Origin of the sequence: Curtobacterium sp. Leaf183 (assembly GCF_001424385.1) — a bacterium.
GTDB lineage: Bacteria > Actinomycetota > Actinomycetes > Actinomycetales > Microbacteriaceae > Curtobacterium.
This window is the reverse complement of sequence record NZ_LMPO01000001.1, coordinates 162379-188452: the sequence shown is the minus strand read 5'-3', so window position 1 is coordinate 188452 and position 26074 is coordinate 162379. Positions and strand designations below refer to the sequence as shown.

25 protein-coding genes and 1 tRNA gene are annotated in these 26074 nt (G+C 70.5%); 17 read left to right on the top strand and 9 right to left on the bottom strand.

Annotated features, from left to right (window positions below; translation table 11 throughout):
- Positions 1–1227: pyridoxal phosphate-dependent aminotransferase (locus tag ASG04_RS00815; RefSeq protein WP_056118875.1), on the bottom strand; the 1227-nt coding region annotated here is incomplete at its 3' end.
- A gap of 139 nt (positions 1228–1366) precedes the next feature.
- On the opposite strand from ASG04_RS00815, the gene ASG04_RS00810 reads away from it, so the two are divergent.
- The 6 genes from ASG04_RS00810 to ASG04_RS00785 all read left to right on the top strand — a co-directional run bounded on the left by ASG04_RS00810 (position 1367) and on the right by ASG04_RS00785 (position 5058).
- Positions 1367–1439, top strand: a tRNA-Trp gene (locus ASG04_RS00810).
- Positions 1440–1475: 36 nt separating this feature from the next.
- On the top strand, positions 1476–1739 hold the full coding sequence (gene secE / locus ASG04_RS00805; RefSeq protein WP_111105854.1) for a preprotein translocase subunit SecE: 264 nt from the start codon (positions 1476–1478) through the stop codon (positions 1737–1739).
- A 149-nt stretch (positions 1740–1888) separates the two neighbouring features.
- The gene (nusG, locus tag ASG04_RS00800; RefSeq protein WP_056118871.1) at positions 1889–3016 is read left to right on the top strand and encodes a transcription termination/antitermination protein NusG; all 1128 of its coding nucleotides are present in this window, start codon (positions 1889–1891) and stop codon (positions 3014–3016) included.
- Between the two features lie 143 nt (positions 3017–3159).
- Complete coding sequence (rplK, locus tag ASG04_RS00795) at positions 3160–3591, top strand: 50S ribosomal protein L11 (RefSeq protein WP_056118868.1); 432 nt, start codon at positions 3160–3162, stop codon at positions 3589–3591.
- Between the two features lie 86 nt (positions 3592–3677).
- Positions 3678–4367, top strand: a complete 690-nt coding sequence (gene rplA, locus ASG04_RS00790; RefSeq protein ID WP_056118864.1) for a 50S ribosomal protein L1 — start codon at positions 3678–3680, stop codon at positions 4365–4367.
- A 76-nt stretch (positions 4368–4443) separates the two neighbouring features.
- Positions 4444–5058 carry a Pr6Pr family membrane protein gene (locus ASG04_RS00785; protein ID WP_056118861.1) on the top strand — a complete coding sequence of 205 codons (615 nt, stop codon included), beginning with the start codon at positions 4444–4446 and terminating at the stop codon, positions 5056–5058.
- A 32-nt stretch (positions 5059–5090) separates the two neighbouring features.
- Here ASG04_RS00785 and ASG04_RS00780 read toward each other — a convergent pair whose 3' ends face one another.
- The gene (locus ASG04_RS00780) at positions 5091–5759 is read right to left on the bottom strand and encodes a YqaJ viral recombinase family protein (RefSeq protein WP_056118859.1); all 669 of its coding nucleotides are present in this window, start codon (positions 5757–5759) and stop codon (positions 5091–5093) included.
- A 48-nt stretch (positions 5760–5807) separates the two neighbouring features.
- Positions 5808–7019 (bottom strand): ROK family protein, encoded by a 1212-nt coding sequence (locus tag ASG04_RS00775; RefSeq protein ID WP_056118856.1) that lies wholly within the window; start codon positions 7017–7019, stop codon positions 5808–5810.
- Positions 7020–7161: 142 nt separating this feature from the next.
- On the opposite strand from ASG04_RS00775, the gene ASG04_RS00770 reads away from it, so the two are divergent.
- The 6 genes from ASG04_RS00770 (at position 7162) to ASG04_RS00745 (ending at position 13677) form a co-directional block, all read left to right on the top strand.
- Complete coding sequence (locus ASG04_RS00770) at positions 7162–7908, top strand: sugar phosphate isomerase/epimerase family protein (protein ID WP_056118853.1); 747 nt, start codon at positions 7162–7164, stop codon at positions 7906–7908.
- A complete protein-coding gene (locus tag ASG04_RS00765; RefSeq protein WP_056118850.1) occupies positions 7905–9065 on the top strand; it encodes a Gfo/Idh/MocA family protein in 1161 nt (386 codons plus the stop codon). Before ASG04_RS00770 ends, ASG04_RS00765 begins: the two co-directional genes overlap by 4 nt.
- Before the next feature lie 107 nt (positions 9066–9172).
- Positions 9173–10474, top strand: coding sequence for an extracellular solute-binding protein (locus tag ASG04_RS00760; protein ID WP_056118847.1), 1302 nt, complete (start codon positions 9173–9175; stop codon positions 10472–10474).
- Positions 10475–10678: 204 nt separating this feature from the next.
- Complete coding sequence (locus tag ASG04_RS00755; RefSeq protein WP_056118844.1) at positions 10679–11674, top strand: carbohydrate ABC transporter permease; 996 nt, start codon at positions 10679–10681, stop codon at positions 11672–11674.
- Complete coding sequence (locus tag ASG04_RS00750; protein WP_056118842.1) at positions 11667–12506, top strand: carbohydrate ABC transporter permease; 840 nt, start codon at positions 11667–11669, stop codon at positions 12504–12506. Before ASG04_RS00755 ends, ASG04_RS00750 begins: the two co-directional genes overlap by 8 nt.
- Positions 12507–12729: 223 nt before the next feature.
- On the top strand, positions 12730–13677 hold the full coding sequence (locus ASG04_RS00745; RefSeq protein WP_056118839.1) for a TolB family protein: 948 nt from the start codon (positions 12730–12732) through the stop codon (positions 13675–13677).
- A gap of 141 nt (positions 13678–13818) precedes the next feature.
- On the opposite strand, the gene ASG04_RS00740 is transcribed toward ASG04_RS00745, so the two are convergent.
- The 5 genes from ASG04_RS00740 to ASG04_RS00720 form a co-directional block, all read right to left on the bottom strand.
- A complete protein-coding gene (locus ASG04_RS00740) occupies positions 13819–14496 on the bottom strand; it encodes an ABC transporter ATP-binding protein (RefSeq protein ID WP_056120090.1) in 678 nt (225 codons plus the stop codon).
- A 146-nt stretch (positions 14497–14642) separates the two neighbouring features.
- Positions 14643–16184, bottom strand: a complete 1542-nt coding sequence (locus ASG04_RS00735) for an ABC transporter permease (RefSeq protein WP_056118837.1) — start codon at positions 16182–16184, stop codon at positions 14643–14645.
- A 123-nt stretch (positions 16185–16307) separates the two neighbouring features.
- On the bottom strand, positions 16308–17012 hold the full coding sequence (locus ASG04_RS00730) for a glycosyltransferase (RefSeq protein ID WP_156463466.1): 705 nt from the start codon (positions 17010–17012) through the stop codon (positions 16308–16310).
- On the bottom strand, positions 17009–18358 hold the full coding sequence (locus tag ASG04_RS00725) for a PIG-L family deacetylase (RefSeq protein WP_235515385.1): 1350 nt from the start codon (positions 18356–18358) through the stop codon (positions 17009–17011). Before ASG04_RS00725 ends, ASG04_RS00730 begins: the two co-directional genes overlap by 4 nt.
- Positions 18355–19383 carry an acyl-CoA/acyl-ACP dehydrogenase gene (locus ASG04_RS00720; protein ID WP_056118832.1) on the bottom strand — a complete coding sequence of 343 codons (1029 nt, stop codon included), beginning with the start codon at positions 19381–19383 and terminating at the stop codon, positions 18355–18357. The genes ASG04_RS00725 and ASG04_RS00720 overlap by 4 nt, the downstream gene beginning before the upstream one ends.
- Before the next feature lie 107 nt (positions 19384–19490).
- On the opposite strand from ASG04_RS00720, the gene ASG04_RS00715 reads away from it, so the two are divergent.
- The 5 genes from ASG04_RS00715 (at position 19491) to ASG04_RS00695 (ending at position 24343) form a co-directional block, all read left to right on the top strand.
- Positions 19491–20237, top strand: coding sequence for a response regulator transcription factor (locus ASG04_RS00715; RefSeq protein WP_056118827.1), 747 nt, complete (start codon positions 19491–19493; stop codon positions 20235–20237).
- Positions 20238–20244: 7 nt separating this feature from the next.
- Complete coding sequence (locus ASG04_RS00710; protein ID WP_235515384.1) at positions 20245–21732, top strand: sensor histidine kinase; 1488 nt, start codon at positions 20245–20247, stop codon at positions 21730–21732.
- 370 nt (positions 21733–22102) lie between these two features.
- Positions 22103–22618, top strand: coding sequence for a 50S ribosomal protein L10 (gene rplJ / locus ASG04_RS00705; protein WP_056118821.1), 516 nt, complete (start codon positions 22103–22105; stop codon positions 22616–22618).
- 51 nt (positions 22619–22669) lie between these two features.
- Positions 22670–23053, top strand: a complete 384-nt coding sequence (gene rplL / locus ASG04_RS00700; RefSeq protein WP_056118818.1) for a 50S ribosomal protein L7/L12 — start codon at positions 22670–22672, stop codon at positions 23051–23053.
- Between the two features lie 372 nt (positions 23054–23425).
- Complete coding sequence (locus tag ASG04_RS00695; protein ID WP_056118815.1) at positions 23426–24343, top strand: hypothetical protein; 918 nt, start codon at positions 23426–23428, stop codon at positions 24341–24343.
- A gap of 134 nt (positions 24344–24477) precedes the next feature.
- Here ASG04_RS00695 and ASG04_RS00690 read toward each other — a convergent pair whose 3' ends face one another.
- Complete coding sequence (locus tag ASG04_RS00690; protein WP_056118813.1) at positions 24478–25920, bottom strand: APC family permease; 1443 nt, start codon at positions 25918–25920, stop codon at positions 24478–24480.
- Positions 25921–26074: the final 154 nt, after the last annotated feature.

Genomic DNA, 26074 nt, shown 5'->3' with positions numbered 1-26074 from the left:
GAAGAACGTCGCCAACCGGGCGACGCCCTCGGCGATGTCGTCGTCGCCGAGCGCGTAGGACAGGCGCAGGTAGCCGGAGGGGCCGAAGGCCTCGCCGGGGACGACCGCGACCTCGGCGTGCTCGAGGATCAGGTCGGCCAGCTCGAGCGTGGTCGTCGGCGTCGAGCCGGCCCACTCGCGACCGAGCAGCGCCGTGACGTCGGGGTAGACGTAGAAGGCCCCCTCGGGCGTCGGCGTGACGAAGCCCGGGATCGCGTTGAGTCCCGCGACGATGGCCCGGCGACGGCGGTCGAAGGCCTCGCGCATGGCGACGACCGGTTCCTGCGGCCCGGTGAGCGCGGCGATCGCCGCGCGCTGGGACACGTTCGACACGTTGCTCGACAGGTGCGACTGCAGGTTCGACGCGGCCTTGACGGCGTCGGCCGGGCCGATGAACCACCCGACGCGCCACCCCGTCATCGCGTAGGTCTTCGCGACGCCGTTCACCAGGACCGTCGTGTCGGCGAGCTCGGGGACCGCCTGGAGGATCCCGGTGAAGGTGGTGCCGTCGTAGACCAGGTCCTGGTAGATCTCGTCGCTGATCACCCAGATGCCGTGCTCGAGCGCCCACTCGCCGATGGCGCGGGTCTGCTCGGCGGAGTAGACGGCGCCGGTCGGGTTCGAGGGGGAGCAGAACAGCAGCGCCTTGGTCGTGGGTGTGCGAGCCGCCTCGAGCTGCTCGACCGTGACCAGGTAGTCCTGGTCGCTGCCGGCGAAGACCTCGACGGGCTCGCCCCCGGCCAGTCGGATCGCCTCGGGGTAGGTGGTCCAGTACGGCGCGGGCAGCAACACCTGGTCGCCGTCGTCGACGATCGTCTGGAAGGCCTGGTAGACGGCCTGCTTGCCGCCGTTCGTGATGATGACCTGCGACGGCTCGACGGTGATGCCGGACGCACGCGCCGTCTTGTCGGCGACGGCCTGCTTGAGCTCCGGCAGGCCCGTGGCGGGCGTGTACCGGTGGTTCTTCGGGTCCTGCGCCGCGGCGACCGCGGCGTCGACGACGTGCGCGGGCGTGGCGAAGTCCGGTTCGCCGGCCGCGAAGGAGATCACGGGTCGTCCGGCCGCCTTGAGCGCCTTCGCCTTGGCATCGACCTTGAGCGTCGCGGACTCGGCGATCGCGGCGATGCGCGACGCGATCCGGGGTCGCTGGGTGGTGGTGGACTCGGGGCCTTCGGCTGCGGTGCTCACCCGCCCAGCCTATCGGCGCGGCACGCCGCGAGACCCCTCAAGTGGACACCGCGCGACGCACTCCCGTACACTCGTCTGCGGCGGTCGCGACCCGTTGATGACGGACGCGTACCACCCGGAAGACGGCATCGTCTCCCGAAGGGCGGTGGCTCAATTGGTAGAGCAGCGGTCTCCAAAACCGCAGGTTGCAGGTTCGAGTCCTGTCCGCCCTGCACATCTGGAAGGTGACGAAGTTGGCGAGCAACGACATGGAGACGACGACGGACGACGTCGTCGCCAAGGCGAAGCAGGACCGTGCCGCGCGCCGGGGCCCGTTCGCGGCCATCGCGCTGTTCATCCGCCAGGTCATCGGCGAGCTGCGCAAGGTCGTCACGCCGACGCGCAAGGAACTCTTCAGCTACACCGGCGTCGTCCTGGTGTTCGTCGTCGTGATGATGGTCCTCGTGTCGATCCTCGACTTCGTGTTCGGGCTCGGCGTCGGTTACGTCTTCGGCAACGGTCCGACCGCCTGATCGGTGTCGCACCCGTCGGGGCTCGTCTCCATCGGCCGATCCCGACCCACGCCGGCGGCGACGCCGAGCAGCGTGACCAGTGACCAGCGCGAACAGTGACCAGGGCGAACGCCGACCCGACCCGCACCACCGAACGGAAAGAACCGACAGTGTCTGACTACTCCCGCGACGACATCGACCTCGCGACCGCTGCAGAGCAGTCCTCCGAGGTGGAAGAGAACCAGGAAGGCGACGTCGAGACGGGCGAGCTCCGTTCGGCCGAGTCCGCCGAAGAGCGTGCGATCGCGGTCGAGGACGAGGACGACGAGTCCCTCGGGCTGAGCGCCGAGCCGGACGACGGTGACGTGGACGGCATCGACGAGACGCTCACCGCCCTCGCCGAGTCCCGCGACGCCGAGGCCGACGCGGTCGTCGACGACGCGCTCGAGATCGACTCCGCCGACGAGGCCGAGGCTGCCGTGGAGGCCGTCGAGGACGAAGAAGAGGCCGAGCTCGAGACCGAGACCCCCGCCGAGGCGAACGCGACCATCGCCGCCGAGGAGTCCACCGACACCCCCGGCGCGATCGCCTCCGAGTCCGAGGTCGACCTGGCTCCGGGCACCGAGGTCTCGATCGAGGCCGACCCCGACGCCGACGCACTCGAGGACGACGAGCCGGCCGAGGTCGACCCGTACGAGGCCTTCAAGGCCGAGCTGCGGATGAAGCCTGGCAAGTGGTACGTCATCCACTCCTACGCGGGCTTCGAGCGCCGCGTGAAGTCGAACATCGAGAACCGCATGGTGTCGATGTCGATGGAGGACTACATCTACCAGGTCGAGGTCCCGATGGAGGACGTCGTCGAGATCAAGAACGGCCAGCGCAAGCTCGTCACGCGCGTCCGGATCCCCGGGTACGTGCTCGTGCGCCTCGACCTCAACGAGGACTCCTGGTCCGTCGTCCGGCACACCCCGGGCGTCACCGGCTTCGTCGGCAACGCGCACAACCCGACGCCGCTCCGCTTCGACGAGGCGTTCGGCATGCTGAAGTCCCTGGTGCAGGTCGCCGAGACCGCACCGAGCAAGGGCGGCAAGGGCTCCGGCCTCACGCAGGCCCAGCCGGCCGCCGAGGTCGACTTCGAGGTCGGCGAGACGATCACCATCAAGGAGGGCTCGTTCGCGGGTCTGCCGGGGTCGATCTCCGAGATCAAGCCGGAGAGCGGCAAGCTCACGGTCCTCGTCTCGCTGTTCGAGCGCGAGACCCCGGTCGAGCTCAGCTTCGACCAGGTCACCAAGCTCTGACGCCGACAGGCATCAGGTAGACTCATCGAGTTTGGGCCTGCGACGCCTCGTGCGTCGCAGGCTCGTCACCGCGAGCCGGAACCGCCGGCCACGCGGGAGAGTGCACGGAATCCCGTGCGTTCGATCCCAGGAGGAAAGCGAACATGGCACCGAAGAAGAAGGTCACGGGCCTGATCAAGCTGCAGATCAACGCGGGAGCCGCCAACCCGGCCCCGCCGATCGGTCCGGCGCTCGGTCAGCACGGCGTGAACATCATGGAGTTCTGCAAGGCGTACAACGCCGCGACCGAGTCGCAGCGCGGCAACGTCGTCCCGGTCGAGATCACCGTCTACGAGGACCGTTCGTTCACGTTCGTCCTCAAGACCCCGCCGGCCGCCGAGCTCATCAAGAAGGCTGCGGGTGTGCAGAAGGGGTCCGCGACCCCGCACACGGTCAAGGTCGCGAAGATCTCGATGGACCAGGTCCGTCAGATCGCCGAGACCAAGCAGGCCGACCTGAACGCCAACGACATCGACCAGGCCGCGAAGATCATCGCCGGTACTGCTCGTTCGATGGGCATCACGGTCGAGGCGTAAGCCTCTCCCTCAGGTCCACACCCCAACACCCTTCCGTGGGAGAGCCTCGCCGGCTCGCCAACCACGTATCTCGCAAGGAGACCACCATGGCGAAGAAGTCCAAGGCCTACCAGGCCGCGGCCGCGAAGATCGAGGCCGACAAGTTCTACACCCCGACCGAGGCCGTCGCCCTGGCCAAGGAGACCGGCTCTGCGAAGACCGACTCCACGGTCGAGGTCGCGCTGAAGCTCGGCGTCGACCCCCGCAAGGCGGACCAGATGGTCCGTGGCACCGTCATCCTGCCGCACGGTACCGGCAAGACCGCCCGCGTCATCGTCTTCGCGACGGGCGCTGCGGCCGAGGCCGCGATCGCAGCCGGTGCTGACGAGGTCGGTGGCGACGAGCTCATCGCGAAGGTCGCCGAGGGCTACACCTCGTTCGACTCCGCTGTCTCGACCCCCGAGCTCATGGGCAAGGTCGGTCGTCTGGGCAAGGTGCTCGGCCCGCGTGGCCTCATGCCGAACCCGAAGACCGGCACCGTGACCCCGAACGTCGCGCAGGCCGTCAACGACATCAAGGGCGGCAAGATCGAGTTCCGCGTCGACAAGCACGCCAACGTGCACTTCGTCGTCGGCAAGGCCTCATTCACCCCGGAGCAGCTCGACGAGAACATCTCGACCGCGCTCGAGGAGATCAACCGCCTCAAGCCGAGTGCCTCGAAGGGCCGCTACGTCATGAAGGGCGCCGTCTCGACGACCTTCGGGCCCGGCATCCCGCTGGACGTCAACAGCATCTGATCGACTGACGACACGAACGGCCTCGCTCCCACACCGGAGCGGGGCCGTTCGGCGTCGCGGCCGCTAGGTTGGATCGGTGCGCACCCTCGTCAACGCCCTGCGGCTCATCGCCGTCATCGCGATCGTGGCGGCGATCGTCGCGCAGTTCCTGCGGAGCGTCGAGAGCCCGGTCTACAACTTCTTCAACTTCTTCGGGTACTTCACGATCCAGTCGAACGTGTTCGTCGCACTGGCGTTCGCCCTGACGCTGATCGCTGCGGCCCGACGGAAGCGCGGGCAGGTCGGTCTCTCGGTGTTCCGCGGTGCGGCCACGGTCTACATCGCCACGACGGGGATCGTCTACAACACGCTCCTGGTCAACGCGACCCTCGACCAGTCGTTCACGGTGCAGTGGTCGAACGACGTGCTGCACAAGATCATCCCGGTGTACGCGGTCCTCGACTGGCTGCTGTTCTCCGACCGCGGCAAGCTGCTGCTCCGGCACGTGTGGTGGTTCTTGGTCTACCCCGCGGTGTGGCTCGTCGTGATCCTCGTCCGCGGGGCCACCGACGGGTGGGTACCGTACCCGTTCCTCGACCCGGCGCAGGGCTACGGCGTCGTGGCCCTGTACTGCCTGGGCGTGGCGGTGTTCATCGCGCTGATGGGCATCCTGGTGGTCGGCATGAGTCGACTCCGGCTGGTCAAGGTCTAGCGACGCGGCGGCGCGGCGATCCAGCGGCACGGCTAGCGAGCGGAGCGGAGCCGATCGAGCACCATGTCGGCGAGCGACACCAGCCCGCGGATCTGGTCGTCGTCGCGGTCGATCCAGGTGCACTCGGGTTCGTCGGCGATCGGCACGAAGTCGTCGTGCTTCTCCCAGACGAACAGCGTGCGCTCGGCACCGAGCACGTACTGCTGCCACCAGACCTGCCGCAGGTAGTGCCGCGGGACGCGCTTCCAGCCGTGGGAGGTGGTCTTGATCTCGGCGAGCAACAGGCGCCCGTCGCGGTCCTGTCCGACACCGTCCGGCGTGGCAAGGTGCGCACGGTTGGCGGCCGCGTGGAACAGGTGCGCCGAGGGCTCGATGCCGTGGGTCGCGGCGACCCACGCGGCGATGACCGGTTCGCGGTCGCGGCCGTGCTCGGTGTAGACGTTGCCGGAGAAGCGGGACCCGTACCGCTTGTCGGTGACGACGGCCTCGATCGCGTGGTGCGACGCCAACCGCGCCACATCGGTCGCGGTGATGCCCGCCGCACGGGCGCGGAGCCACGCGACGCGGTCTGACGAGTGCGCGACGATCCGCTCGGTGTGGCCGCGCAGGGCCGTGAAGCTGTCGCGGACCGTGGTGACGGGCGCGTCGGAGCCGGACAGGGCCTCCAGACTGTCCCACAGGGTGGGCTGCACGATCGTCACCCGACGATTCTCACCCCGACCGGTGACGGACGCGAATCCGGCGCGCGGTCAGGACACCAGCTGACGGCCCTCGGCGTAGGCGACGAGTTCGTCGACGCCCGCGGGGGAGAGCGCGTAGCCGATGGCGAGCGACGCGGCACCCTGGAGGGCCGCCATGCCCCCGGCACGCGACGGCGCGATGACGAGGTGCTCGGTCGCGAGCGGCATCGAGCGCGAGTAGACCACCTCGCGCACGCCGGCGAGCAGGTGCTCGCCGGCCTGGGTCACCGACCCGCCGAGCACGATGACCTGGGGGTTGATGAGCGAGATGCAGGTGGCGAGGACCTCGCCGATGTCGCGGCCGGCCTGGCGGACGGCGTAGATGGCGTCGAGGTCGGACCGGTTCACCAGGGCGATGACGTCCGCGCTCGAGGTGGCGTCGTGGCCCTTGTCGCGGAGTGCGCGGGCGATGGCGGGTCCGGAGGCGACTGCCTCGAGGCACCCGGTGTTGCCGCAGTGGCAGGGGACGTCACCGGCGCGGGAGACCCGCACGTGCCCGATGTCGCCCGCGGTGCCCTGCGCGCCGCGCTGCAGGCGACCCTCGGAGACGATGCCCGACCCGATGCCCGTGGCGACCTTCACGAAGAGCAGGTGGTCGACGCCCGGCCAGCCGTGCTCGCGTTCGCCCAGGGCCGCGATGTTCACGTCGTTGTCGAGCAGGACGTGCGCCCGGATGTGCTGGCGCAGCCACGACGGGACGTCGAACCCGTCCCAGCCGGGCATGATCGGCGGGTTCGCGGGGCGTCCCGTCGAGAACTCGACGGGGCCGGGCACGCCGATCCCGATCGCGATGACGTCGTCGCGTGCACGACCGATCTCGTCGAGCAGTTCGTCGATCGCCTGGACGAGCCAGGTCAGGGTCGGGACGGGGCCGGCGGCGATGTCGATCCGGGCCTCGCGGGTCGCGAGCGGCTGCGCCACGAGGTCGGTCACGGCGACGCGGCCGTGCGAGGCACCGAGGTCGGCCGCGATGACCAGGCGGGAGGTAGGCCGCAGCGCGACCTGTGCGGGCGGGCGTCCGCCGGTGGACGCGGCCGTCTCGACCGCGCCGACGAGGCCGACGTCGACGAGGGCGTCCAGGCGCACGCCGATGGTCGAGCGTGCTGCTCCCGTCAGGGCGGCGAGTTCCGACCGGGTCCGCGGCACACCGTCGCGAAGGATCTGGAAGAGCTCGCTCGTCCCGACCGGCGGCGTCGCTGCCGTCCGTGCCAAGTCGACCATGGTGCGAGTGAAACACACTTCGAATGCGGCACGCAACGAAGTGCGTCGAACATCTGCGGACTTCTGCTTGACGGCCGACAGAAGTGCTCGTAGTGTGACGAACGGTCAGAGACGACCACACCACTCGACGAGGAGAACACCGGTGACCCAACCGCTTTCGGTCCAGCTCTACACGGTCCGCGACGCGCTCAGTGCCGATCTGCCCGGCACCCTGCAGCGCATCGCCGGCATCGGCTTCACGGACGTCGAGCTCTTCGGCTACGTGGACCGCGCCGACGAGTACGCCACGGCCCTGCAGGACGCCGGCCTGGTCGCACCGAGCGGGCACGCCCGACTGCTGGACGCCGGTGAGCAGGACCTCGAGCGCATCTTCCACGCCACGGCGCAGGTCGGCACCGAGACGCTCATCGACCCGCACATCGACGAGGCCCGCTGGACCACCCGCGAGGACGTCGAGGCCATCGCCCGCGAACTCAGCGCGCTCGCCCCCCGTGCCGCCGACCACGGCCTGACGCTCGGCTACCACAACCACGCGTTCGAGTTCTCGAACCGCATCGACGGCGTCAGCGCCTACCAGGTCTTCGCCGACGCGCTCTCCGACGACGTCGTGCTCGAGCTCGACACCTACTGGGCGAAGGTCGGCGGTGACGACCCGGTGGCCGTGCTGCGCACGCTCGGCGACAAGGTGCGCTTCCTGCACGTCAAGGACGGCGACGGCTCGCACGACGACAAGCGCCAGGTCGCCGTCGGCAACGGCATCATGCCGATCCGCGACATCATCGCGGCCGCACCGGACGCGCAGCAGGTCGTGGAGCTCGACGACCACGACGGCGACGTGTTCCAGGCCGTCACCGACTCGTACTCGTTCCTGCAGGGGGCCCGCGCATGACCGACACCACCACGACCGCTCCGGCCGACAGCACGGCGTCCGCCACGGCCCGCCGCACCGGCCCGGTCGGCGTCGGCGTGATCGGCGCCGGGGTCATCTCGGACCAGTACCTGTCGAACCTGACGGTCTTCCCCGACGTGCAGGTCCGGTTCATCGCCGACATCGACGAGCCCCGCGCCGCTGCCCAGGCCGAGAAGTGGGGCGTGCCCGCGTCGGGATCGGTCGAGCAGCTGCTCGCCGACGACGACATCGAGATCGTCGTCAACCTGACGATCCCGGCCGCGCACGTCGAGGTCGCGCTGCAGGCCATCGCCGCCGGCAAGCACGTCTGGGGCGAGAAGCCCTACGCCCTCGACCGCGAGAGCGCCACGCAGCTCCGCGACGCCGCTGCCGCCGCCGGCCTGACGGTCTCCGTCGCGCCGGACACCTTCCTCGGCGCCGGGCTGCAGACCGCGCTCCGCACGATCCGCGACGGCCGCATCGGGACGCCGCTGAACGGCCTGACGCTGTTCCAGAGCCCCGGTCCGGAGTCGTGGCACCCGAGCCCCGAGTTCCTGTTCGCGTACGGCGCCGGCCCGCTGTTCGACATCGGCCCGTACTACATCACCACCCTGGTGCAGGCGTTCGGCCCCGTGTCGAAGGTCACCGCGACCGCGTCGAAGTCCCGTGCCACCCGCACGATCGGCTCCGGGCCGAAGGCGGGGACCGAGTTCCCGGTCGACGTCCCGACGAACCACTCCGCGCTCATCGAGTTCGAGAACGGCGGGAGCGCGCAGAGCGTGTTCTCGTTCGAGTCGGACCGCGGCCGCACGGGTGTCGTCGAGATCGCCGGCGAGACGGGCACCGTGGTGTTCCCCGACCCGAACAACTTCGACGGCGACACCGAGCTGTACGCGCTCGGCGCCGACGAGCCCGAGACGATCCCGGCCGTCGGGTCCACGTACTCGCGCGGCACCGGCGTGGTCGACCTGGCCCGCTCCCTGCGCGCGGGCGAGACGAACCGCGTCCCCGGTGCGCTCGCCTTCCACGTCCTCGACGTGATGGTCTCCATCGCCGAGGCCGCCGAACGTGGCGAGGCGGTGCTCGTCACGAGCACCGTGTCGCCCTCCCAGACCCTCGACGAGGGCTGGGACCCCGCGGAGCAGACCCTGGTCTGACCCGCGAGAACACCGAGCACGACAGCACCACACGCACGACAGCACCACACAGCAGCACCCGAACGCTCCATCCCTGCACCATCTCAACGACGAGAAAGTAGAGAGTCATGCGCACTGCCATCCGCGCACTGGCCATCACCGCGGCCGCGGCACTCACCGTGACCGGCCTCGCAGCCTGCTCCGCCGGAGGGTCCGGTTCGTCCGGCGACTCCAAGACGCTCACCTACTGGGCGTCGAACCAGGGCACCTCCCTGCAGAACGACAAGGAGGTCCTGACCCCCGTCCTCAAGCAGTTCACCAAGCAGACCGGCATCAAGGTCGACCTGCAGGTCATCGGCTGGAACGACCTGCAGACGAAGATCCAGACCGCCGTCACCTCGGGCCAGGGCCCGGACGTCGTCAACATCGGCAACACGTGGGCGACCTCGCTCCAGGCCACCGGCGCCTTCCAGGAGTTCGGCGACTCGGAGATGAAGTCGATCGGCGGCGCCGACAAGTTCGGCAAGGTCGCGCTGTCGACCGGTGGCGCCCCCGGCAAGACCGTCACGAGCGTCCCGCTCTACGGTCTCGCCTACGGCCTGTACTACAACAAGCAGATGTTCAAGGACGCCGGCATCGAGGCCCCCACCACGTGGCAGGACCTGACCGCCGACGCCAAGAAGCTCACCACGGGCGGCAAGTACGGCTTCACCATCGCCGGTGGCTCGTACACCGAGAACGCGCACTTCGCGTTCATCAACTCGGCGCAGAACGGCGGCGAGTGGTTCGACAAGAGCGGCAAGCCGACGTTCACCTCGAGCGCCAACGTCGACGGCATCAAGCGCTACCTCGACCTGATGCAGAGCGACAAGGTCGTCAACACCTCGAACGCCCAGTACGACAACGGCACCCAGGCGGTCTCGGACTTCGCGAACAAGAAGGCCGCGATGATGCTGACGCAGAACAACGCGAACGCGACGATCACGTCGAACGGCATGTCCGCCGACGAGTTCGGCGTGGTCCCCTTCCCGGCCCCGACCGGCGGCAAGGAGATCGCGAGCTTCCCGGCCGGCATCAACCTGTCGATCTTCAAGAACACGAAGAACAAGGACGGCGCGCTGAAGTTCGTCAAGTACATGACGAGCGCCGACACGCAGTCGACGCTCGACAAGCCGTACTCGGCCCTGCCGGTGCTCGCCTCGGCTGCTGACTCGGTCACCGACGAGCAGACGAAGACGTTCCTCGACATCTACAACAACAAGGCGAAGCCGCTCCCGCTGGTCCCCGCCGAGGACCAGTTCGAGTCCACGGTCGGCAAGGCGATGAACGACATGTTCGCCAAGATCGCGACCGGCGGCACGGTGTCCGACAGCGACATCAAGTCCGCGCTGCAGACCGCCCAGGACCAGGTGTCCCAGGCGAACGGCTGATCCAGCCACATCCAGGAGGCCCGGGGCGCGTCCGCAAGGTCCGCCCCGGGTCTCCGCCCCCGCCACAGCAATGACAACCCGGCTCAGCGCCGGCCGTGAGCCGACCGGCCCACGCACCCCGAGCCTCCCGTCCGCCGCATCGCGGCGACCGCCGCTGCCACGGCGCCGGCTCTCCCGAACTCCCTCAGCCGAAAGGCCCTGCCCATGTCCACGACGGTCCTGCCGGAACCCGAGGCCCTCGACCTGACCCGCACGAAGGCGCCGACCCTGTCGTCGCCTCCGCCCCGCGGGAAGCGCCGCCGCCAGTGGCTGCCCTACGCGCTCGTCGGCCCCGCCATCTTGTTCGAACTGCTGATCCACATCGTGCCGATGCTCACGGGCATCTGGATCTCGTTCATCCAGCTCACCAAGTACTTCATCGCCAACTGGGGTGCCGCGCCCTTCGCGGGGTTGCACAACTACGCGGTCGCGGTCGACTTCAACCAGGCGATCGGCAAGGGACTGCTCAACTCGTTCCTGATCACCGTCGCGTTCACGATCCTGGTGGTCGGCCTCTCGTGGGGCTTCGGCATGGCGGCGGCCGTCGCGCTGCAGAAGCCGTTCGCGGGCCGTGGCCTGTTCCGCACGCTGTTCCTGGTGCCCTACGCGCTGCCGATGTACGCCGGCGTGATCACCTGGAAGTTCATGTTCCAGCGCGACTCGGGTGCGATCAACCACATCCTGGTCGACCAGCTGCACCTGGTCAGCGGCAGCGGGCCGTTCTGGCTGATCGGCAACAACGCCTTCGTGGCCGTGGTGGTCGTCGCGATCTGGAAGACCTGGCCCTTCGCCTTCCTCATGCTCATGGCCGGCCTGCAGTCCGTGCCGGCCGACGTGTACGAGGCTGCCTCGGTCGACGGTGCCAAGCCGTTCCGCCAGTGGCGCTCGATCACGCTGCCGATGGTCCGCCCGGTCAACGTGACGCTCGTGCTCGTGATGTTCCTCTGGACGTTCAACGACTTCAACACGCCCTACGTGCTGTTCGGCTCGACGGCGCAGCCACCGGCCGCCGACCTGCTCAGCTTCCACATCTACAACGCGTCGTTCATCACCTGGAACTTCGGTTCCGGTGCCGCGATGAGCGTGTTGCTGCTCCTCTTCCTGCTCGTCGTCACCGGCATCTACCTCGCCGTGACCAACCGGAGGTCCGTCCGTGCGTGAAACAGTGGGCGCCAAGTCCTTCAAGGTCATCGTCCTGGCACTCCTGACCGTGTTCACGGTCGTGCCGCTCTACGTGATGGTCACCACGGCGATCAAGCCGCTGGGTGACGTGCAGAACGACTTCACGTGGATCCCGACCAACATCACCTTCCAGCCGTTCATCGACATGTGGTCGACCGTGCCGCTGGGCCAGTACTTCATCAACTCGCTCGTGGTCTGCACCGTCGCGACGGTGTTCTCGCTGATCATCGCCACGTTCGCCGCCTACGCGGTGTCGCGGTGGAACTTCAAGGGCAAGAGCGCCTTCACGACGACGGTGCTCTCGACCCAGATGTTCCCGGGCGTGCTGTTCCTGCTCCCGCTGTTCCTGATCTTCACGAACCTCGGGAACTCGCTCGGCATCCAGCTCGTCGGCAGCTGGACCGGCCTGATCATCACGTACCTGACGTTCACGCTGCCGTTCTCGATCTGGATGCTCGCGGGCTACTTCGAGACGATCCCGCGTGAGCTCGACGAGGCCGCGATGGTCGACGGCTCCGGCCCGATGGGCGCGCTGTTCCGGATCATCCTGCCCTCGGCTCGTCCGGGCCTCGTGGCGGTCGGCATCTACTCGTTCATGACGGCATGGGGTGAGGTGCTGTTCGCCTCGGTCATGACGAACGGCAACGGGCAGACCCTGGCGGTCGGCCTGCAGCAGTACTCGACGCAGACGAACGTGTACTGGAACCAGATCATGGCGGCGTCGCTCGTCGTGTCGATCCCGGTCGTCATCGCGTTCCTGATCGTCCAGCGCCAGTTCGTGGCCGGCCTGACCGCCGGCGCGGTGAAGTAGGGCGCTGCGCGGTCGGCGCTGCGCGGGCGGCGGTACCGATCGGCGTCGCACAACCAATGACGGTCCGCACCACGGGTTCCCGTGGTGCGGACCGTCTTCGGTTGTGCGACGCCACATCGAACCGGGGCGCCGAACCGGGCGCCGGACCACGCCGAACCGGGCGCCGGAGCGGACCTCGCGGCACCGGGTGCCGCAACGGGACACCACACGACAGGATGGAACCATGAGCGACACCACCCGCGGGCGGCAGCTGCTGCCCGGACAGACCAGCCGCGTGCACGTGTACGACATCGAGGCGCGCACGAGCCGACTCGTGTTCGAGTCGAGCACCGTGCTGGTGGAAGCGCCGAACGTCCTCGACGCCGACACCCTCGTGCTCAACGGCGACGGGGACCTGTGGCTGCTGCGGCTGCCGACCCCGGGCGACGACACGGTCCTCGACGAGTCCGCGCTCGTGCCGGTCCCCATGCCGGGCGTCGACGAGATCAACAACGACCACGTGCTCGACCCGTCCGACGGCTCCGTCGTGGTCAGTGCCCGGAACGGCGAGCTGTACCGCGTGCCCCTGCCCGCCGGGGGGACCGCAGAACAGCTCACCGACGCCGCGGCCGTGCTGCCCGTGCGGCGGAAGTACTACCTGCACGGCGTCGCGGCGGACGGGTCCTCGCTCGCGGCGATCGTGGGCGAGCTCAGCGAGGACGGGGTCTGGACGACGGACGTCGCGCTGGTGGACCCGGCGACGGGCGAGACGACGTTCGTCACCCGCGACGCGTTCCCGTCGGACGGGTGCTCGTTCGCCGGCGACGTGCTGGTGTACAACTCCGAGGTGTTCAGCCCCGGGACCGCGCAGCTCGTGTCCCGCCGACCCGGGGCGACCGAGCCCGTGCGGATCACGGCCGACGACCGGGTGAACTGGTTCCCGCACGTGTCGCCGGACGGTGCGCACCTGCTGTACCTGTCGTACGAGCCCGGCGTGCAGGGTCACCCGGCCGACCAGCGCGTCGAGCTCCGGCTGCTCCCCGGCGTCCTGGTGCGGGGTGCCCGGATCGCGGTCCTCCCCGAGACGCTCGTGACGCTCGAGGGCGGCCAGGGAACGGTCAACGTCCCGCCGTGGGCTCCGGACTCGCGCTGGTTCGCCTACTGCGACTACCCGACGGGGCCGCGCCCCTGACGGGTCGCACCCCGGCACGGTCATCGCGCCCCGAGGGGACGGGGCGCGCTGTCCGCGCGGGGGTGCAGTGGGGACGACCAGCAGCCGGAGGCGCGGCTCTCGTCGGACGCGCACCGGGCCTCCCGGCCGCCCCGGACCGCGCTACCGTGCCTCGCGCACCTGGCCGCTCTCGAGGTACAGGCGCCGCTCGGCGCGACGCGCCACCCACGAGTCGTGCGTCACGACGACCACCGTCAGCCCGCGGTCCTGCCACTGTCCCTCGATGAGCCCCATGATCTCGTCGCGGGTGCCCTCGTCGAGCGCGCCCGTCGGCTCGTCGGCCAGCAGCACGCTCGGGTTCTTGACCAGGGCGCGGGCGATCGCGACCCGCTGCTGCTGGCCTCCGGACAGCTCCGCCGGCAGGTGGTCGAGGCGCTCGCCGAGGCCGACCTCCCGGAGCGCGTCGGCCGCCCGCTGCCGGATCTCCGCGCGACTCCGGTTCGCGAGCGCACCGGCGAACGCGGTCTCGACGTTCTCGAGCGCGGTCAGCGTCGGGATGAGGTTGAAGCTCTGGAACACGAACCCGATCTCGGTGGCGCGCACGGTCGTCAGCGCCCGGTCGCCGAGCGTCGCGACGTCGTGTTCGCCGAGCTCGACTGATCCCGAGGTCGGTCGGTCCAGCGCGCCGAGCATCTGCAGCAGCGTCGACTTGCCACCGCCGGTCGGCCCCTGCACCGCGACCATCTGCCCCTGTGGGATCGTCAGGTCGACGTCCGTCAGCGCGGTGACGGTCCGCTGCTTCTGCCGGTAGGTCTTGCGCACGTTCGTCAGGCGGTACATCGGCCGGGAGGCCCGGCTCGCCTCCGCTGCGGAGGCTGCGGTCTCGGTGCTGGTCACGGTGGCTCCTCGGGTCGGCTCGTGCTCGTGTGTCGCGGTGGTGTCGGGAGTGCCCGGCACGGTGGCGCCGGATGCGGTCGGGCGGGGCATCACGCCACGCTCCGCAGGGCCTCGGCCGGACGCAGCCTGCTCGCGCGCCAGCCGCCGAGGGCACCGGCGATGAGTCCACCGAGGACCGCCAGCCCGATCGCCAGCAGGATCACCTCGACGGTCACCGGTGCGTGCAGGACGACGTCCGTGGTCGACGCGGTGCTCCCGCCGCCGCCGAACCCGCCGGCCGGGACACTCCCCGCGGTGCCGCTGCCCGCTGCGGCCGTGGCAGCACCGCCGGGCATCCGGCCGGCGCCGGGGCCGGTGCCCGCCGACGCCGAGGCGCTGGCCGAGATCGTCGGGGCGATGACGTTCACGACGAGGATGCCGAGCAGGCCGACGGCGGTCCCGATCACGCCGCCGATCAGCCCCTGTACGAGGGACTCGCCGGCGACCTGCCGGGTGATCCGGCCGTTCGACCAGCCGATCGCCTTGAGGGTGCCGAACTCGCGGGTGCGTCGGGTGACACCCGAGATCGTGAACAGGATCGCGATGAGGAACGCCGCCGCGAGGACGACGACCGACAGCCAGGTGCCCAGGTTCGAGACCAGGGTCGACGCGGTCGACAGCGAGCCGGAGACGCTCGAGGCCAGGTCGGACTCGGTGGAGACCGTGGCACTCGACAGCTGCTTCTGCAGCGCGGTCTTGATCGTCGCGACGTCGGACGACGACGAGGCGGAGACGTACACGGACGTGACCTTGCCGTCCAGGTCCGCGAGCGCCTGGGCGGTGTCGAGCGGGACGTAGGTGTTCGAGCCGGTGGTGCTCGCCGACCCGGTGGACGACACGATGCCGATGACCGAGAAGTCCTTCCCGCCGATCGACACGGTGTCGCCGACGGCCTTCGACTCGCTCTTCGCGTACGCGGCGTCGAGGACGACGACGTCCTTGCCGGCGTCGGCCTTGGTGAAGGCGCGGCCCTTGGTGACCTCGGTGCTCGTGAGCGGGCCGACGGTGTCGCCGGTGACGGGGATGCCGGTGACGGTGAACGAGTCGACGCTGAAGGAGCCGCCGCCGAAGCCGCCGCCGGTGCCGGAGTCACCGCTGGGCGGGCCCTGCTCGGTGCTCGTGCCGTTGGACGTGCCGCTCTCGGTGCTCGTGCCGCTGGAGTCGCTGCCGCCCTGCTGGACCGAGCCGGAGAACGTGCTGTCCTCGAGCGTCAGGACCCCGGTCGCCGCCGCGACGCCGTCCGTCGCGGCCACGGTCGCCACGTTCGCGGTGGTCAGCGTGCTCGTCCCGCGGGCCACGGCCAGGCGGGACTGGGACAGATCGGTGCTGCCGCTGCTCGACGAGCCCTGGTCGCCGAAGTCGAACGACGGCCGTCCGCCGTTCGTGGACGAGGGGGTCTCGGTCTTCGTCACGGTGATGTCGGTGCCGACGCCGTACACGGACTGCAGGACGCTCGACTGCGCGGCCTGCACGCCGCCCGCGATCGAGGACACGATCACCACGAGGGAGATGGTGAGCGCCATGCCGATCGCGATGACGGCGGTCTGCTTCCTTCGGTTCGTGAGTTCGCGCCTGAGGTAGGTCAGGAACATGCTTCTCCTCGGTGGGGGCCGGCGCACTGGTCACCGGTCGCGCATCGGGAGCGCGGCGGGGCCGACCTGGGGAGAAGCTAGGGACGCACCCGATGACCGGGCCATGCCGTCCCCAAGAGACGGCTAAGGGGCGTAGGTCCGGCGCAGGTGCTCGGCGTACCCGCCCGGGGTGCGCCCGGTGAAGCGTCCGCTGGTCACGACGGGCAGGTCGGTCGTCGCCGCGACCCGCAGCCCGAGCGCATGGGCACGTTCGACGAGGCGCACGTCCTCGTGCTCGGGGACGGGGTCGAAGCCGCCGAGCGCCACGTAGGCGTCGGCGCGGACGCCGAGGTTCGCGCCGTGCACGTGCCCGAGTGCCGCCCCGGGCGGGTGCGCGACGGTCCAGCGGGCGAACACCTCGGGGTCGAGGTCGGCGGAGTCGGGCACGACGGCGCCGACCAGCACGTGCGACCCGTCGGCGAGGGCGTCGGCCTGCTGCACGAGCCAGTCGGCGTGTACGCGGGAGTCGGCGTCGGTGTGTGCCAGCCACCGACCGGTCAGGTCGGCGCTGCCGGACGCCAGCGCCTGTGCGACGCCGAGCGACCGGGCCCGTCCGACCCCGACGTGCGCGGTCTCGAGGACCCGCACGTGGTGCCGCGCGACGACCGACGCGGTGCCGTCGGTGCAGCCGTCGAGGACCACGGTGATGCCGACGGGCACGTCGGGCCGCTCGATCGCCAGCCGGATGGCGGCGGTGTCCAACGCGGCGAGGCACGCGCCGATGCGGTCGGCCTCCTGGTGGGCCGGCACCACGACGTCGATCCGTGTGGCAGCGTGCGGCGGCGTCACGGCGCGAGCCCCTCGGTGCGGGCGACGGACCGCACGCCGGCGCCGGGCAGCACGCTCAGCACGAAGTCGTCCTCGACGTGCCGGACCAGGGCCGCGCGGGGCCACCGCTCGGCCAGTCGGGCGTCGACGACGTCCCCGCTCGAGACCGCCTCGTCGTCGGGGTGTCGCCAGTGGCAGGCGACCAGGACGCCGTCGTCGGCGAGGGACGCGAGCACGTGGTCGATCGTCCGGTCGAGGTCCTCGGCGGACAGGTAGTAGCCGACCTCGGACATCACGACGAGGTCCCACGCGCCGTCAGGCCACTCGTCGGGCAGGGCGGCCTGCACGAAGCGTGCCCGGGGTGCGCGGACCTGCGCACGGGCCAGGGGCGCCGCGGCGATGTCGGTGCCCAGGACGTCGTCGGCCCGGTCGGTGAGCGCCGCGGTCAGCACACCGGTGGCGCAGCCGATCTCGAGTGCGGACCGGTAGCGCTCGCGGGGGAGCGCGGCCAGGGTCACGGCACGCTTCCGCCGCTCGTACCAGGACCCGTCGAAGTCCCACCCCTCGGGCTTCCGGGCGTAGTGCGCGTCGAAGGACTCGCGCGAGCGGGACCGCGGCGTGCCGAAGAACCACTCGGTGTCGCGCAGGTGGTGCGCTCCGTGCCGCTCGTCGACCACCGGCTCGTCTCCCGGTGCCGGCGAGAGGGGGAGCACCTGCGAGCGGTGTGCTGCGAGCGCCGAGCGCTTGCGGCCCAGGACCTCCGGCGTCAGCGGGAGCGCCCGGGCGGTGTCCCACGGGGCGGCCGGAGCGCCGGCGTCGTCCCAGTGCCAGGCCCAGATCGGGTAGGACAGCAGCGTGACGTCGTCCCGCTCGGCGGCGAGCGTCTCGGCGACCTCGCCGGCGACGCGGTGGTCGCGGTGGCCGTCCCCGCGCCACGGTGCCACGAGCAGCGTGCGACCCGGTGTCGCGTCGAGCCGTGCGGCGACGGCGTCCCGCAGGGTCTCGGGCTGCTCGCGGATCCCGACGTCCGGGACCCCGAGGGAGTTGGCCGTGACGTCGGGGTGCAGTTCCGTCAGCGCGTCGCGGAACTCGACGGCACGGCGGCGCGCGAGTTCGTCCGGGGTGGTCGTGGGCGAGTCCGGGTGCGAGCCCTCGCCGAGCGAGACGAGGACCACGTGCACCGGGAGCCCGGCGTCCGCGGCTGTCGCGATGAGTCCACCGGCGCCCAGGGTCTCGTCGTCCGGGTGCGGCGCGACGACCAGCACCGCGGCGGACCCCGTCAGGTCGACGGGGCGGGCGTCGACCGTGTCGAGGAAGGCGGTCCAGGCCTCGGGTGCGGTCCCCGGCTCGCGGTGGTCGAAGCTCACCACGCGACACCACCGCGTTCGAGGACCATCCGGCCGATGCGGGCGAGGTCCCGGTCGCCGTGGTCCTGCAGGACGTAGAGCTCGAGGTCGGCGACCCGGGCCGCGACGGCGGGGTCGGACGTCAGCGGACCCGGCCCGACCGCGCTGACGACCCGGACGCGGACGGCGTCGACCGCACGCCGGACCCGCGAGCGCACGGTCTGCGCGAGGAGCGCCCAGTCCGTCTCCTGCCCGCCGTCGATCCGGGCGGCGGCGTCGGCCAGGGCGTCCTCGGCGTCGGCCAGGTCGGTCACGACGGCGCCGAGGGCGACGCGCAGCAGTTCGGCGTCCGGACGCTGCGCGGCGTGGTCACGGAGGACCCGGGCGAGCCCGACGGCTCCGCCCCACCAGCAGGCCGCGACGCCGATGCCGCCCCACGCGAAGCCCGGACGGGTGAGGTACCAGCCGGGACCGCCGACCGGTGCGGCCGTGACCCCGTCGAAGTCCACCGGGCCGCTCGGCACGTCGGGCATGCCCCGTGCGACCCAGGCCTCGTCGTGCGGGGTGACACCGTCCTGGCGCAGGTCCACGGCGAACAGCTGCCGCTCGTCCTCGACGTGGGCGGTGACCAGCGCGTGGGACAACGACGACGCGAGCGAGCACCACGGCTTCGTGCCGTCGAGCACGACGCTGTCGTCCCCGACGGACGACGGCGTCGCGGTGAGCTGCACCCCGGGGCCCTCGGCCGCGAACACGCCCCACGTCGACCCCTCCGGCACCGCGACCCCGGCCTGCGCCAGGATCCCGAGCGCGTCCAGGTGTGGTTCGACGGTGCGGGCGAGGGCGACGTCCACCGCGGCGACGGCCGCGAGCGTCACGAAGGTCCGTCCGGCCGTGCCCGCGGAGAGGGGCGGGGTGGTCGCCGCGACCGCGCGTGCCAGGGCGAGCCGGTCGGACGGGGTTGAGCCGGGCCTCCCGGCCGCTGCCGTGAGCGCGTCGACGTCGACGGCGGTGGCGTCGGCGGGCCAGGCGGCGGATCGGATCATGGGACCGACCCTACGGAGGCGGTCCTCCGGATCGTGACGGTTCATCCACAGACCGTGGAGGGGTGCTCCACAGACGCCTCATAGGAACCCCTCCGACACTCGACGACGTGACCATCTCCCAGCAGCAGCAGCAGACAGCCCCGCGCCTCACGCGTGCCGACGGTTCGCCGTTGCGCATCCTCGTCGTCGACGACGAAGCCAGCCTCACCGACCTGCTCTCGATGGCGCTGCGCTACGAGGGGTGGGACGTCACGAGCGCCAACGGCGGGCAGGACGCCCTGACGAAGGCCCGCGAGTTCAAGCCGGACGCGATGGTGCTCGACGTGATGATGCCGGACCTCGACGGCCTGCAGGTGCTGGGTCGTCTGCGGCAGAACAACGACGACACCCCGGTGCTGTTCCTCACCGCGAAGGACTCGGTCGAGGACCGCGTCACGGGGCTGACGGCCGGCGGCGACGACTACGTCACGAAGCCGTTCTCGCTGGAAGAGGTGGTGGCACGGCTGCGCGGACTGATCCGTCGCTCGCAGATCTCGGTCTCCGAGGCCGGCGACTCGCGCATCGTCGTGGGTGACCTGGTGCTCGACGAAGAGTCGTACGAGGTGTCCCGCGCCGGCCGACCCATCGAGCTGACCGCCACCGAGTTCGAGCTGCTGCGCTTCCTGATGCGCAACCCGCGCCGCGTGCTGAGCAAGGCGCAGATCCTCGACCGCGTGTGGTCCTACGACTTCGGCGGCAAGTCCAGCGTCGTCGAGATCTACATCTCCTACCTGCGCAAGAAGATCGACGCCGGCGAGCAGCCGATGATCCACACCGTCCGCGGTGTCGGGTACGTCATCAAGCCGATCTCCTGAGCCTGCCGTGACCCTGCGCCGTCGGCTCGTCCTGAGCATCGTCGCCCTCGTCGTCGCCGTCAGCGCGGTGATCGGTGCGGGCAGCATCATCGCGCTCTTCTCGATCCAGCGTTCCGCGATCGACGAGCAGCTGCAGTTCGCCACGGGTCGCGCGCAGCGTTCGGTGGAGCAGCAGGGCGGGAACGGCCCCGGTCTCGACATCGGCCGACCGTCGGGGCAGGCCGCCGGGACCCTCACCGTGTACTTCCTCAACGGCGACGCGGTGGTCGGCAGCGTCCTCGACAACGACGGTGACATCGACCGCCTGTCCGGGACCGTCGTCGCGCCGCTCGGGTCGGTGACGGTCGACAAGCAGCCACACACGATCGACCTCGGCGGCGACCTGGGTCGGTACCGGGTCACCGCGGCCACGGTCGGCCCCGCCGTGCTCGTCGTCGGTCTGCCGATGGCGCCCGTCTACGAGAGCGTCTGGAAGCTGTTCGGGGTGGTGCTCGCGGTCACCGCACTCGCCCTGCTCGCGGCGTCGCTCGGCGCAGCGGTCGTCGTCCGCCGGTCACTCCGACCCCTCGAACGCGTCGCGGAGACGGCCTCGACCGTGGCTCGGATGCCCCTGGAACGCAGTGACGCCCTCGACGGCGTGCGCGTCCCCGACACCGACCCGCGCACCGAGGTCGGCCGTGTCGGCACCGCGTTCAACCGGATGCTCGAGCACATCGGCGGCGCGATGCAGGCCCGTGAACGCTCCGAGCAGAAGGTCCGGCAGTTCGTCGCGGACGCCTCGCACGAGCTCCGGACGCCCCTGGCCTCGGTGCGCGGGTACGCCGAACTCACCCGGCGCATGGGCGGGGACCTGCCGCCGGACGTCGTCTACGCCATGGGCCGCATCGAGTCCGAGTCCCTGCGCATGACGAGCATGGTCGAGGACCTGCTGCTCCTCGCGCGCCTCGACGAGGGTCGCGAGATCCAGTTCGACGACGTCGACCTGACCGGGCTGGTGTTCGACGCCGTCAACGACGCGCACGCGGCGTCACCGGAGCACCCCATCGACGTGGACGTGCCGGACCAGCCCGTGGTCGTCCCCGGGGACGCGGCTCGCCTGCACCAGGTCATCGTCAACCTCGTCACCAACGCCAGGACCCACACCCCCGAGGGCACCCGCATCACCGTGGGCATCGCGCCGCGTGACACCGGCGTGGACCTGACCGTGCGGGACACCGGCCAGGGCATCGACCCCGGGTTCCTGCCGAAGCTGTTCGAGCGGTTCGCGCGGGCCGACAGCTCACGGTCGCGCAGCGCGGGCTCGACCGGCCTCGGGCTGGCCATCGTCGACGCGGTCGTGCAGGCCCACGGCGGTTCAGTCGAGGTCACGAGCGAGCCGGGGGACACCGTGTTCACCGTGCACCTGCCCGCCGTCGCTCCGCAGGCGGATGTCGACGGCTCGGCCCGCTCGGTGGACTCGGCTGCATCATGGGCCACCGTGCCGGACCGCGCGTAGGAGGTCGAATCGCGCGTAGTTGGTCGGTTCTTCCGACCCCCAACGCGCGATCCGACTTCCTTTCGGACCCGACCCACTGACGGACAGGAGGCGCGGGGCGGGCCGGCACCGGGCCTCCCGTCCGGTGGTTGGCGGCGCCCGTGCCGTCTGGTACAGTTCTCGAAGCCAAAGACCGCCGGTCGTTGCCGTGCTTGCACGTCAACCGAAGGTCCTCTCTCACGAGGCAGCCCGCGCAGGTGTTCCGAACCACTCCTTCCGTTCGCGGGGGGAGCAGCTCCGAGCCTCTGCGCCGGAGCTTTTTTTCGTGTGGTGGTTGTGTACGTCGCAACCGGGGACCTGGGGCTAGCCGGCAAGACCCCCAAGGAGAACCATGGCGAACAAGGAAGCTGCGGTCGCCGAGCTCACGGAGTCCTTCCGTAGCTCGAACGCCGTTCTGCTCACCGAGTACCGCGGTCTCACGGTCGCGCAGCTCAAGGAGCTCCGCAACTCGATCCGTGAGCACGCCACGTACGCCGTGGTGAAGAACACGCTGACCAAGATCGCGGCGAACAACGCCGGCATCTCGTCGTTCGACGACGAGCTCGCCGGTCCGTCCGCTCTCGCCTTCGTCCACGGTGACACCGTCGCCGTCGCGAAGTCGCTGCGTGCATTCGCCAAGGCGAACCCCGAGCTCGTGGTCAAGGGCGGTTACTTCGACGGTAACCCGCTCTCCGCGACCGAGGTGGACAAGCTCGCCGACCTCGAATCCCGTGAAGTGCTGCTCGGCAAGCTCGCCGGTGCCTTCAAGGCTTCGCTGTTCGGTGCTGCGTACCTGTTCAACGCACCCCTCTCGCAGGCCGTCCGCACGGTGGACGCCCTCCGCGAGAAGCAGGAGTCCGCGGCCTGACCAGGCACGCGTTCATCAACCACACGTACTAGCTAGTAGTAGGAGAAAATCATGGCGAAGCTTTCGCAGGACGAGCTCATCGAGGCCTTCAAGGAGCTCACGCTCATCGAGCTCTCGGACTTCGTGAAGAAGTTCGAAGAGGTCTTCGAGGTCACCGCTGCTGCCCCCGTTGCCGCTGCTGCGGCTCCCGGTGCTGCTGCTCCGGCCGAAGAGGTCGAGGAGAAGACCGAGTTCGACGTCATCCTCAAGTCGGCTGGCGACAAGAAGATCCAGGTCATCAAGGAGGTCCGCAGCCTCACGTCGCTCGGCCTCGGCGAGGCCAAGGCCCTGGTCGAGACCCCCGACGCCAAGGTGCTCGAGGGTGCGAACAAGGAAGCCGCTGACAAGGCGAAGGCAGCCCTCGAGGCCGCCGGCGCCACGGTCGAGGTCGCGTAGTTCGATCCGCTTCATCACGACGGCCGCTGCCCTTCGGGGCGGCGGCCGTCGTCGTTCGTGGGGGCTGTGTGGGTGGGGTGGGTGCTGCCGTGCTGTGGGGGGCTGCGGGGGCTGTGGGGCTTTCCCGCTCCGAAAGCGACATCGCAGGCGGTTCCGCGACGCGCTTTCGGTGCCGCGACGTCGCTCGATGCGCCGACATCGGGTCCAGCCGGCGCCGGGCGACATCGCGGCAGCGAAAGCGTCGCGCTTTCGCTGCACTCATGTCGCATCACGTGCATGACCGGTTCCTCCACAGGTCGGGGTCGGTGACGATCGGTCCACGGTTCTGGTCGCCCGGTCCCAGGCGTCGACGGGCTCAACGACGCTGAGTGCATGGAGATCGAGACCTCGTACGAACCGCAGCTCTGGCGCGCATCGTCCGGCCGCACCGTTGCTCGACGGCTCCAGCGTCGGGCGGCCGAACGGAAACTGACCCGGCTCGTCCCCGGCGTCTACGTCGACCCCGACGAGTGGGACCGACTCGACACCCACGCGCGACATCTGACCCTGGTCCGGGCCGTCACGCCCAGGATCCCGCACGACGGCGTCGTCTCGCACCTGTCCGCCGCGGCACTCCGCGGATGGGCGCACATCGGACCGTGGCCGGACCGGGTACAGGTCACCGTGCCCCACGGTGGGCGCCGGCGCATGTCGGGTGTCAGCGTCCGGTCATCGCCCCAGCCGGAGCGCGCATCGACTTCGCTCGACACGTACGCCGGGGCCCGGCTCGCGGACCCGGTCAGCACCGCTGTGGGAGCTGCCCTCGACCTGCAGTTCCCCCAGGCGGTGATCGTGCTCGACAGTGCGCTCCGCGGGGGTCTGGCGCGGACGGCGTTGACCGCGTTCGCCGACCGGTTCGACGGACGTGGGCGCGTCCATCTCGACCGGGTCGTCCAGACGAGCGACGTCCGTCACGAATCGGTGGGTGAGTCGTTCTGCGCGGCTCGGCTCGCCGAACTCGGCATCACCGCAGTCGAGCCGCAGCACGAGTTCGTCAGCGACGGATTCGTCGACCGAGTGGACTTGTGGCTGCCCGCCGAGCGGATCGTGATCGAGTTCGACGGCCGTCAGAAGTACACCGACCCGACCATGCTCGCCGGTCGGACGCCGCAGGACGTCCTCTGGCACGAGAAGCAGCGCGAGGACCGCATCCGGCCCGGCGTCGTCGCGTTCATCCGGGTGCGATGGTGGCACCTCGTCGACGTCGATCGGCTGCGGGCACTGCTCCGCGGCCACGGACTGCAGGTGTGAACCGTCTCCGGGCGATCCGGGCGGTCCGGGCGATCCGGGGCGCCGGAAGAGCAGAAGGGGCCCGGGGTTGCAGGCGGCTCAGCGGCTCAGCGGCTCAGCGGTTCAGCGGTTCAGCGGTTCAGCGGCCCAGCGGCTCAGGCGAGCGTGCTGTGCCGGCGGCCGTACAGCACGTAGAGCACGGCGCCGGCGAGCATCCACACGGCGAAGGCGATCCAGGTGCCCGCGCCGAGGAAGACCGCGAGCAGGACGCAGCACAGGGTGCCCAGGACCGGGACGACCGGGAACAGCGGCACGCGGTACGAGCGCTCGAGCGTCGGTTGCGATCGGCGCAGGATGATGACCGACACGTTGACGAGCGCGAAGGCCACGAGGGTGCCGATGCTCGTCGCGTCGGCGAGTTCGCCGAGCGGGACGAGCGCGGCGACGACCGTCACCACGACGCCGACGATGAGGGTGTTGGCGATCGGGGTGCCGGTGCGCGCCGACACCCGTCCGAACACCTTCGGCACCAGGCCGTCGCGCGCCATGGTGAGCAGGATGCGGGTCTGGCCGTACAGGACGGTCAGCACGACGCTGGCGATGGCGATGACGGCGCCGACCGAGAACACGAGTGCCACCCACGGCCGACCGGTGACGTCGACGACGATGCGCACGAGCGAGGCCTCCGTCGACGAGAACGACTCCCACGGCCGGGCGCCGATCGCCGCGATCGCCACGAGGATGTACAGCGCGGTGATGACCACGATCGACCCGATGATCGCCCGGGGCAGGTCACGGCGCGGGTCCTTCGCCTCTTCGCCCGCGGTCGAGGCGGCGTCGAAGCCGATGTACGAGAAGAACAGGCGAGAGGCAGCTGCGGTGACCCCGGCGGCACCCATCGGCGCGAGCGGCTCGAAGTTGCCCGCCTGGAACGCGGTGAACGCCACGACGACGAAGAACACCAGCAGCGCGATCTTCACGATGACCATGAGGGTGTTCACCCACGCGCTCTCGCGGGCACCCGGCAGCAGCACCGCGGTGGCGAGGAGCACCAGCACGGCGGCGGGCAGGTTGACGACGCCGCCGTCACCGGGAGGAGCCGACAGGGCTGTCGGCAGGTGCAGGCCGAACACGCGCAGCGTCTCGTCGACGTACTCGCTCGCACCCACGGCGACGGCGGCGACCGAGACGGCGTACTCGAGGACCAGACACCAGCCGCAGACCCAGGCGATGCCCTCGCCCATGGTCGCGTACGTGTACGAGTAGCTCGACCCCGAGGTCGGCACGGCTCCGGCCATCTCGGCGTAGGACAGCGCCGACAACAGCGCCGCGACCCCCGCCAGGACGAACGAGATCCAGACCGCCGGCCCTGCCAGCGGCACCGCGGTCCCGAGGACGACGAGGATCCCGGTGCCGAGCGTGGCGCCGACGCTGATCATCGTCAGGTGCCAGACGCCGAGGGTCCTGCGGAGTGGCTGCCCGTCGACGCCGGCTGCCGCATCTGCCTGCAGCTGGTCGATCGGTTTGCGCCGCGCGAGCTGGTGGCGGAGGGTCCGAGCGGGACGGGGCTGGGCAGGACGGGGTGGCGCGGACGACATGGGACCTCGTGGTGGGGGAACGGGACGGGTCATGCTCGCATGGCCCCGGAAAGGGGTCAATTCCGCTGTCAGCGACGTTCTCCACAGATGTCGCTCCCGGCCGCACCGCTGTCGTACCGCGGGGATACATTTGCTCTCGCGGATGACCGGTCGG

Coding starts and splice junctions, on each gene's coding strand:
- ASG04_RS00755 (WP_056118844.1), top strand. CDS start 10,679: ATGTCCACGACGGTCCTGCCGGAACCCGAGGCCCTCGACCTGACCCGC.
- secE (WP_111105854.1), top strand. CDS start 1,476: ATGGAGACGACGACGGACGACGTCGTCGCCAAGGCGAAGCAGGACCGT.
- ASG04_RS00735 (WP_056118837.1), bottom strand. CDS start 16,184: ATGTTCCTGACCTACCTCAGGCGCGAACTCACGAACCGAAGGAAGCAG.
- ASG04_RS00740 (WP_056120090.1), bottom strand. CDS start 14,496: ATGTACCGCCTGACGAACGTGCGCAAGACCTACCGGCAGAAGCAGCGG.
- ASG04_RS00765 (WP_056118850.1), top strand. CDS start 7,905: ATGACCGACACCACCACGACCGCTCCGGCCGACAGCACGGCGTCCGCC.
- ASG04_RS00720 (WP_056118832.1), bottom strand. CDS start 19,383: ATGATCCGATCCGCCGCCTGGCCCGCCGACGCCACCGCCGTCGACGTC.
- rplK (WP_056118868.1), top strand. CDS start 3,160: ATGGCACCGAAGAAGAAGGTCACGGGCCTGATCAAGCTGCAGATCAAC.
- ASG04_RS00690 (WP_056118813.1), bottom strand. CDS start 25,920: ATGTCGTCCGCGCCACCCCGTCCTGCCCAGCCCCGTCCCGCTCGGACC.
- rplA (WP_056118864.1), top strand. CDS start 3,678: ATGGCGAAGAAGTCCAAGGCCTACCAGGCCGCGGCCGCGAAGATCGAG.
- rplL (WP_056118818.1), top strand. CDS start 22,670: ATGGCGAAGCTTTCGCAGGACGAGCTCATCGAGGCCTTCAAGGAGCTC.
- ASG04_RS00745 (WP_056118839.1), top strand. CDS start 12,730: ATGAGCGACACCACCCGCGGGCGGCAGCTGCTGCCCGGACAGACCAGC.
- ASG04_RS00760 (WP_056118847.1), top strand. CDS start 9,173: ATGCGCACTGCCATCCGCGCACTGGCCATCACCGCGGCCGCGGCACTC.
- rplJ (WP_056118821.1), top strand. CDS start 22,103: ATGGCGAACAAGGAAGCTGCGGTCGCCGAGCTCACGGAGTCCTTCCGT.
- ASG04_RS00775 (WP_056118856.1), bottom strand. CDS start 7,019: ATGGTCGACTTGGCACGGACGGCAGCGACGCCGCCGGTCGGGACGAGC.
- ASG04_RS00695 (WP_056118815.1), top strand. CDS start 23,426: ATGGAGATCGAGACCTCGTACGAACCGCAGCTCTGGCGCGCATCGTCC.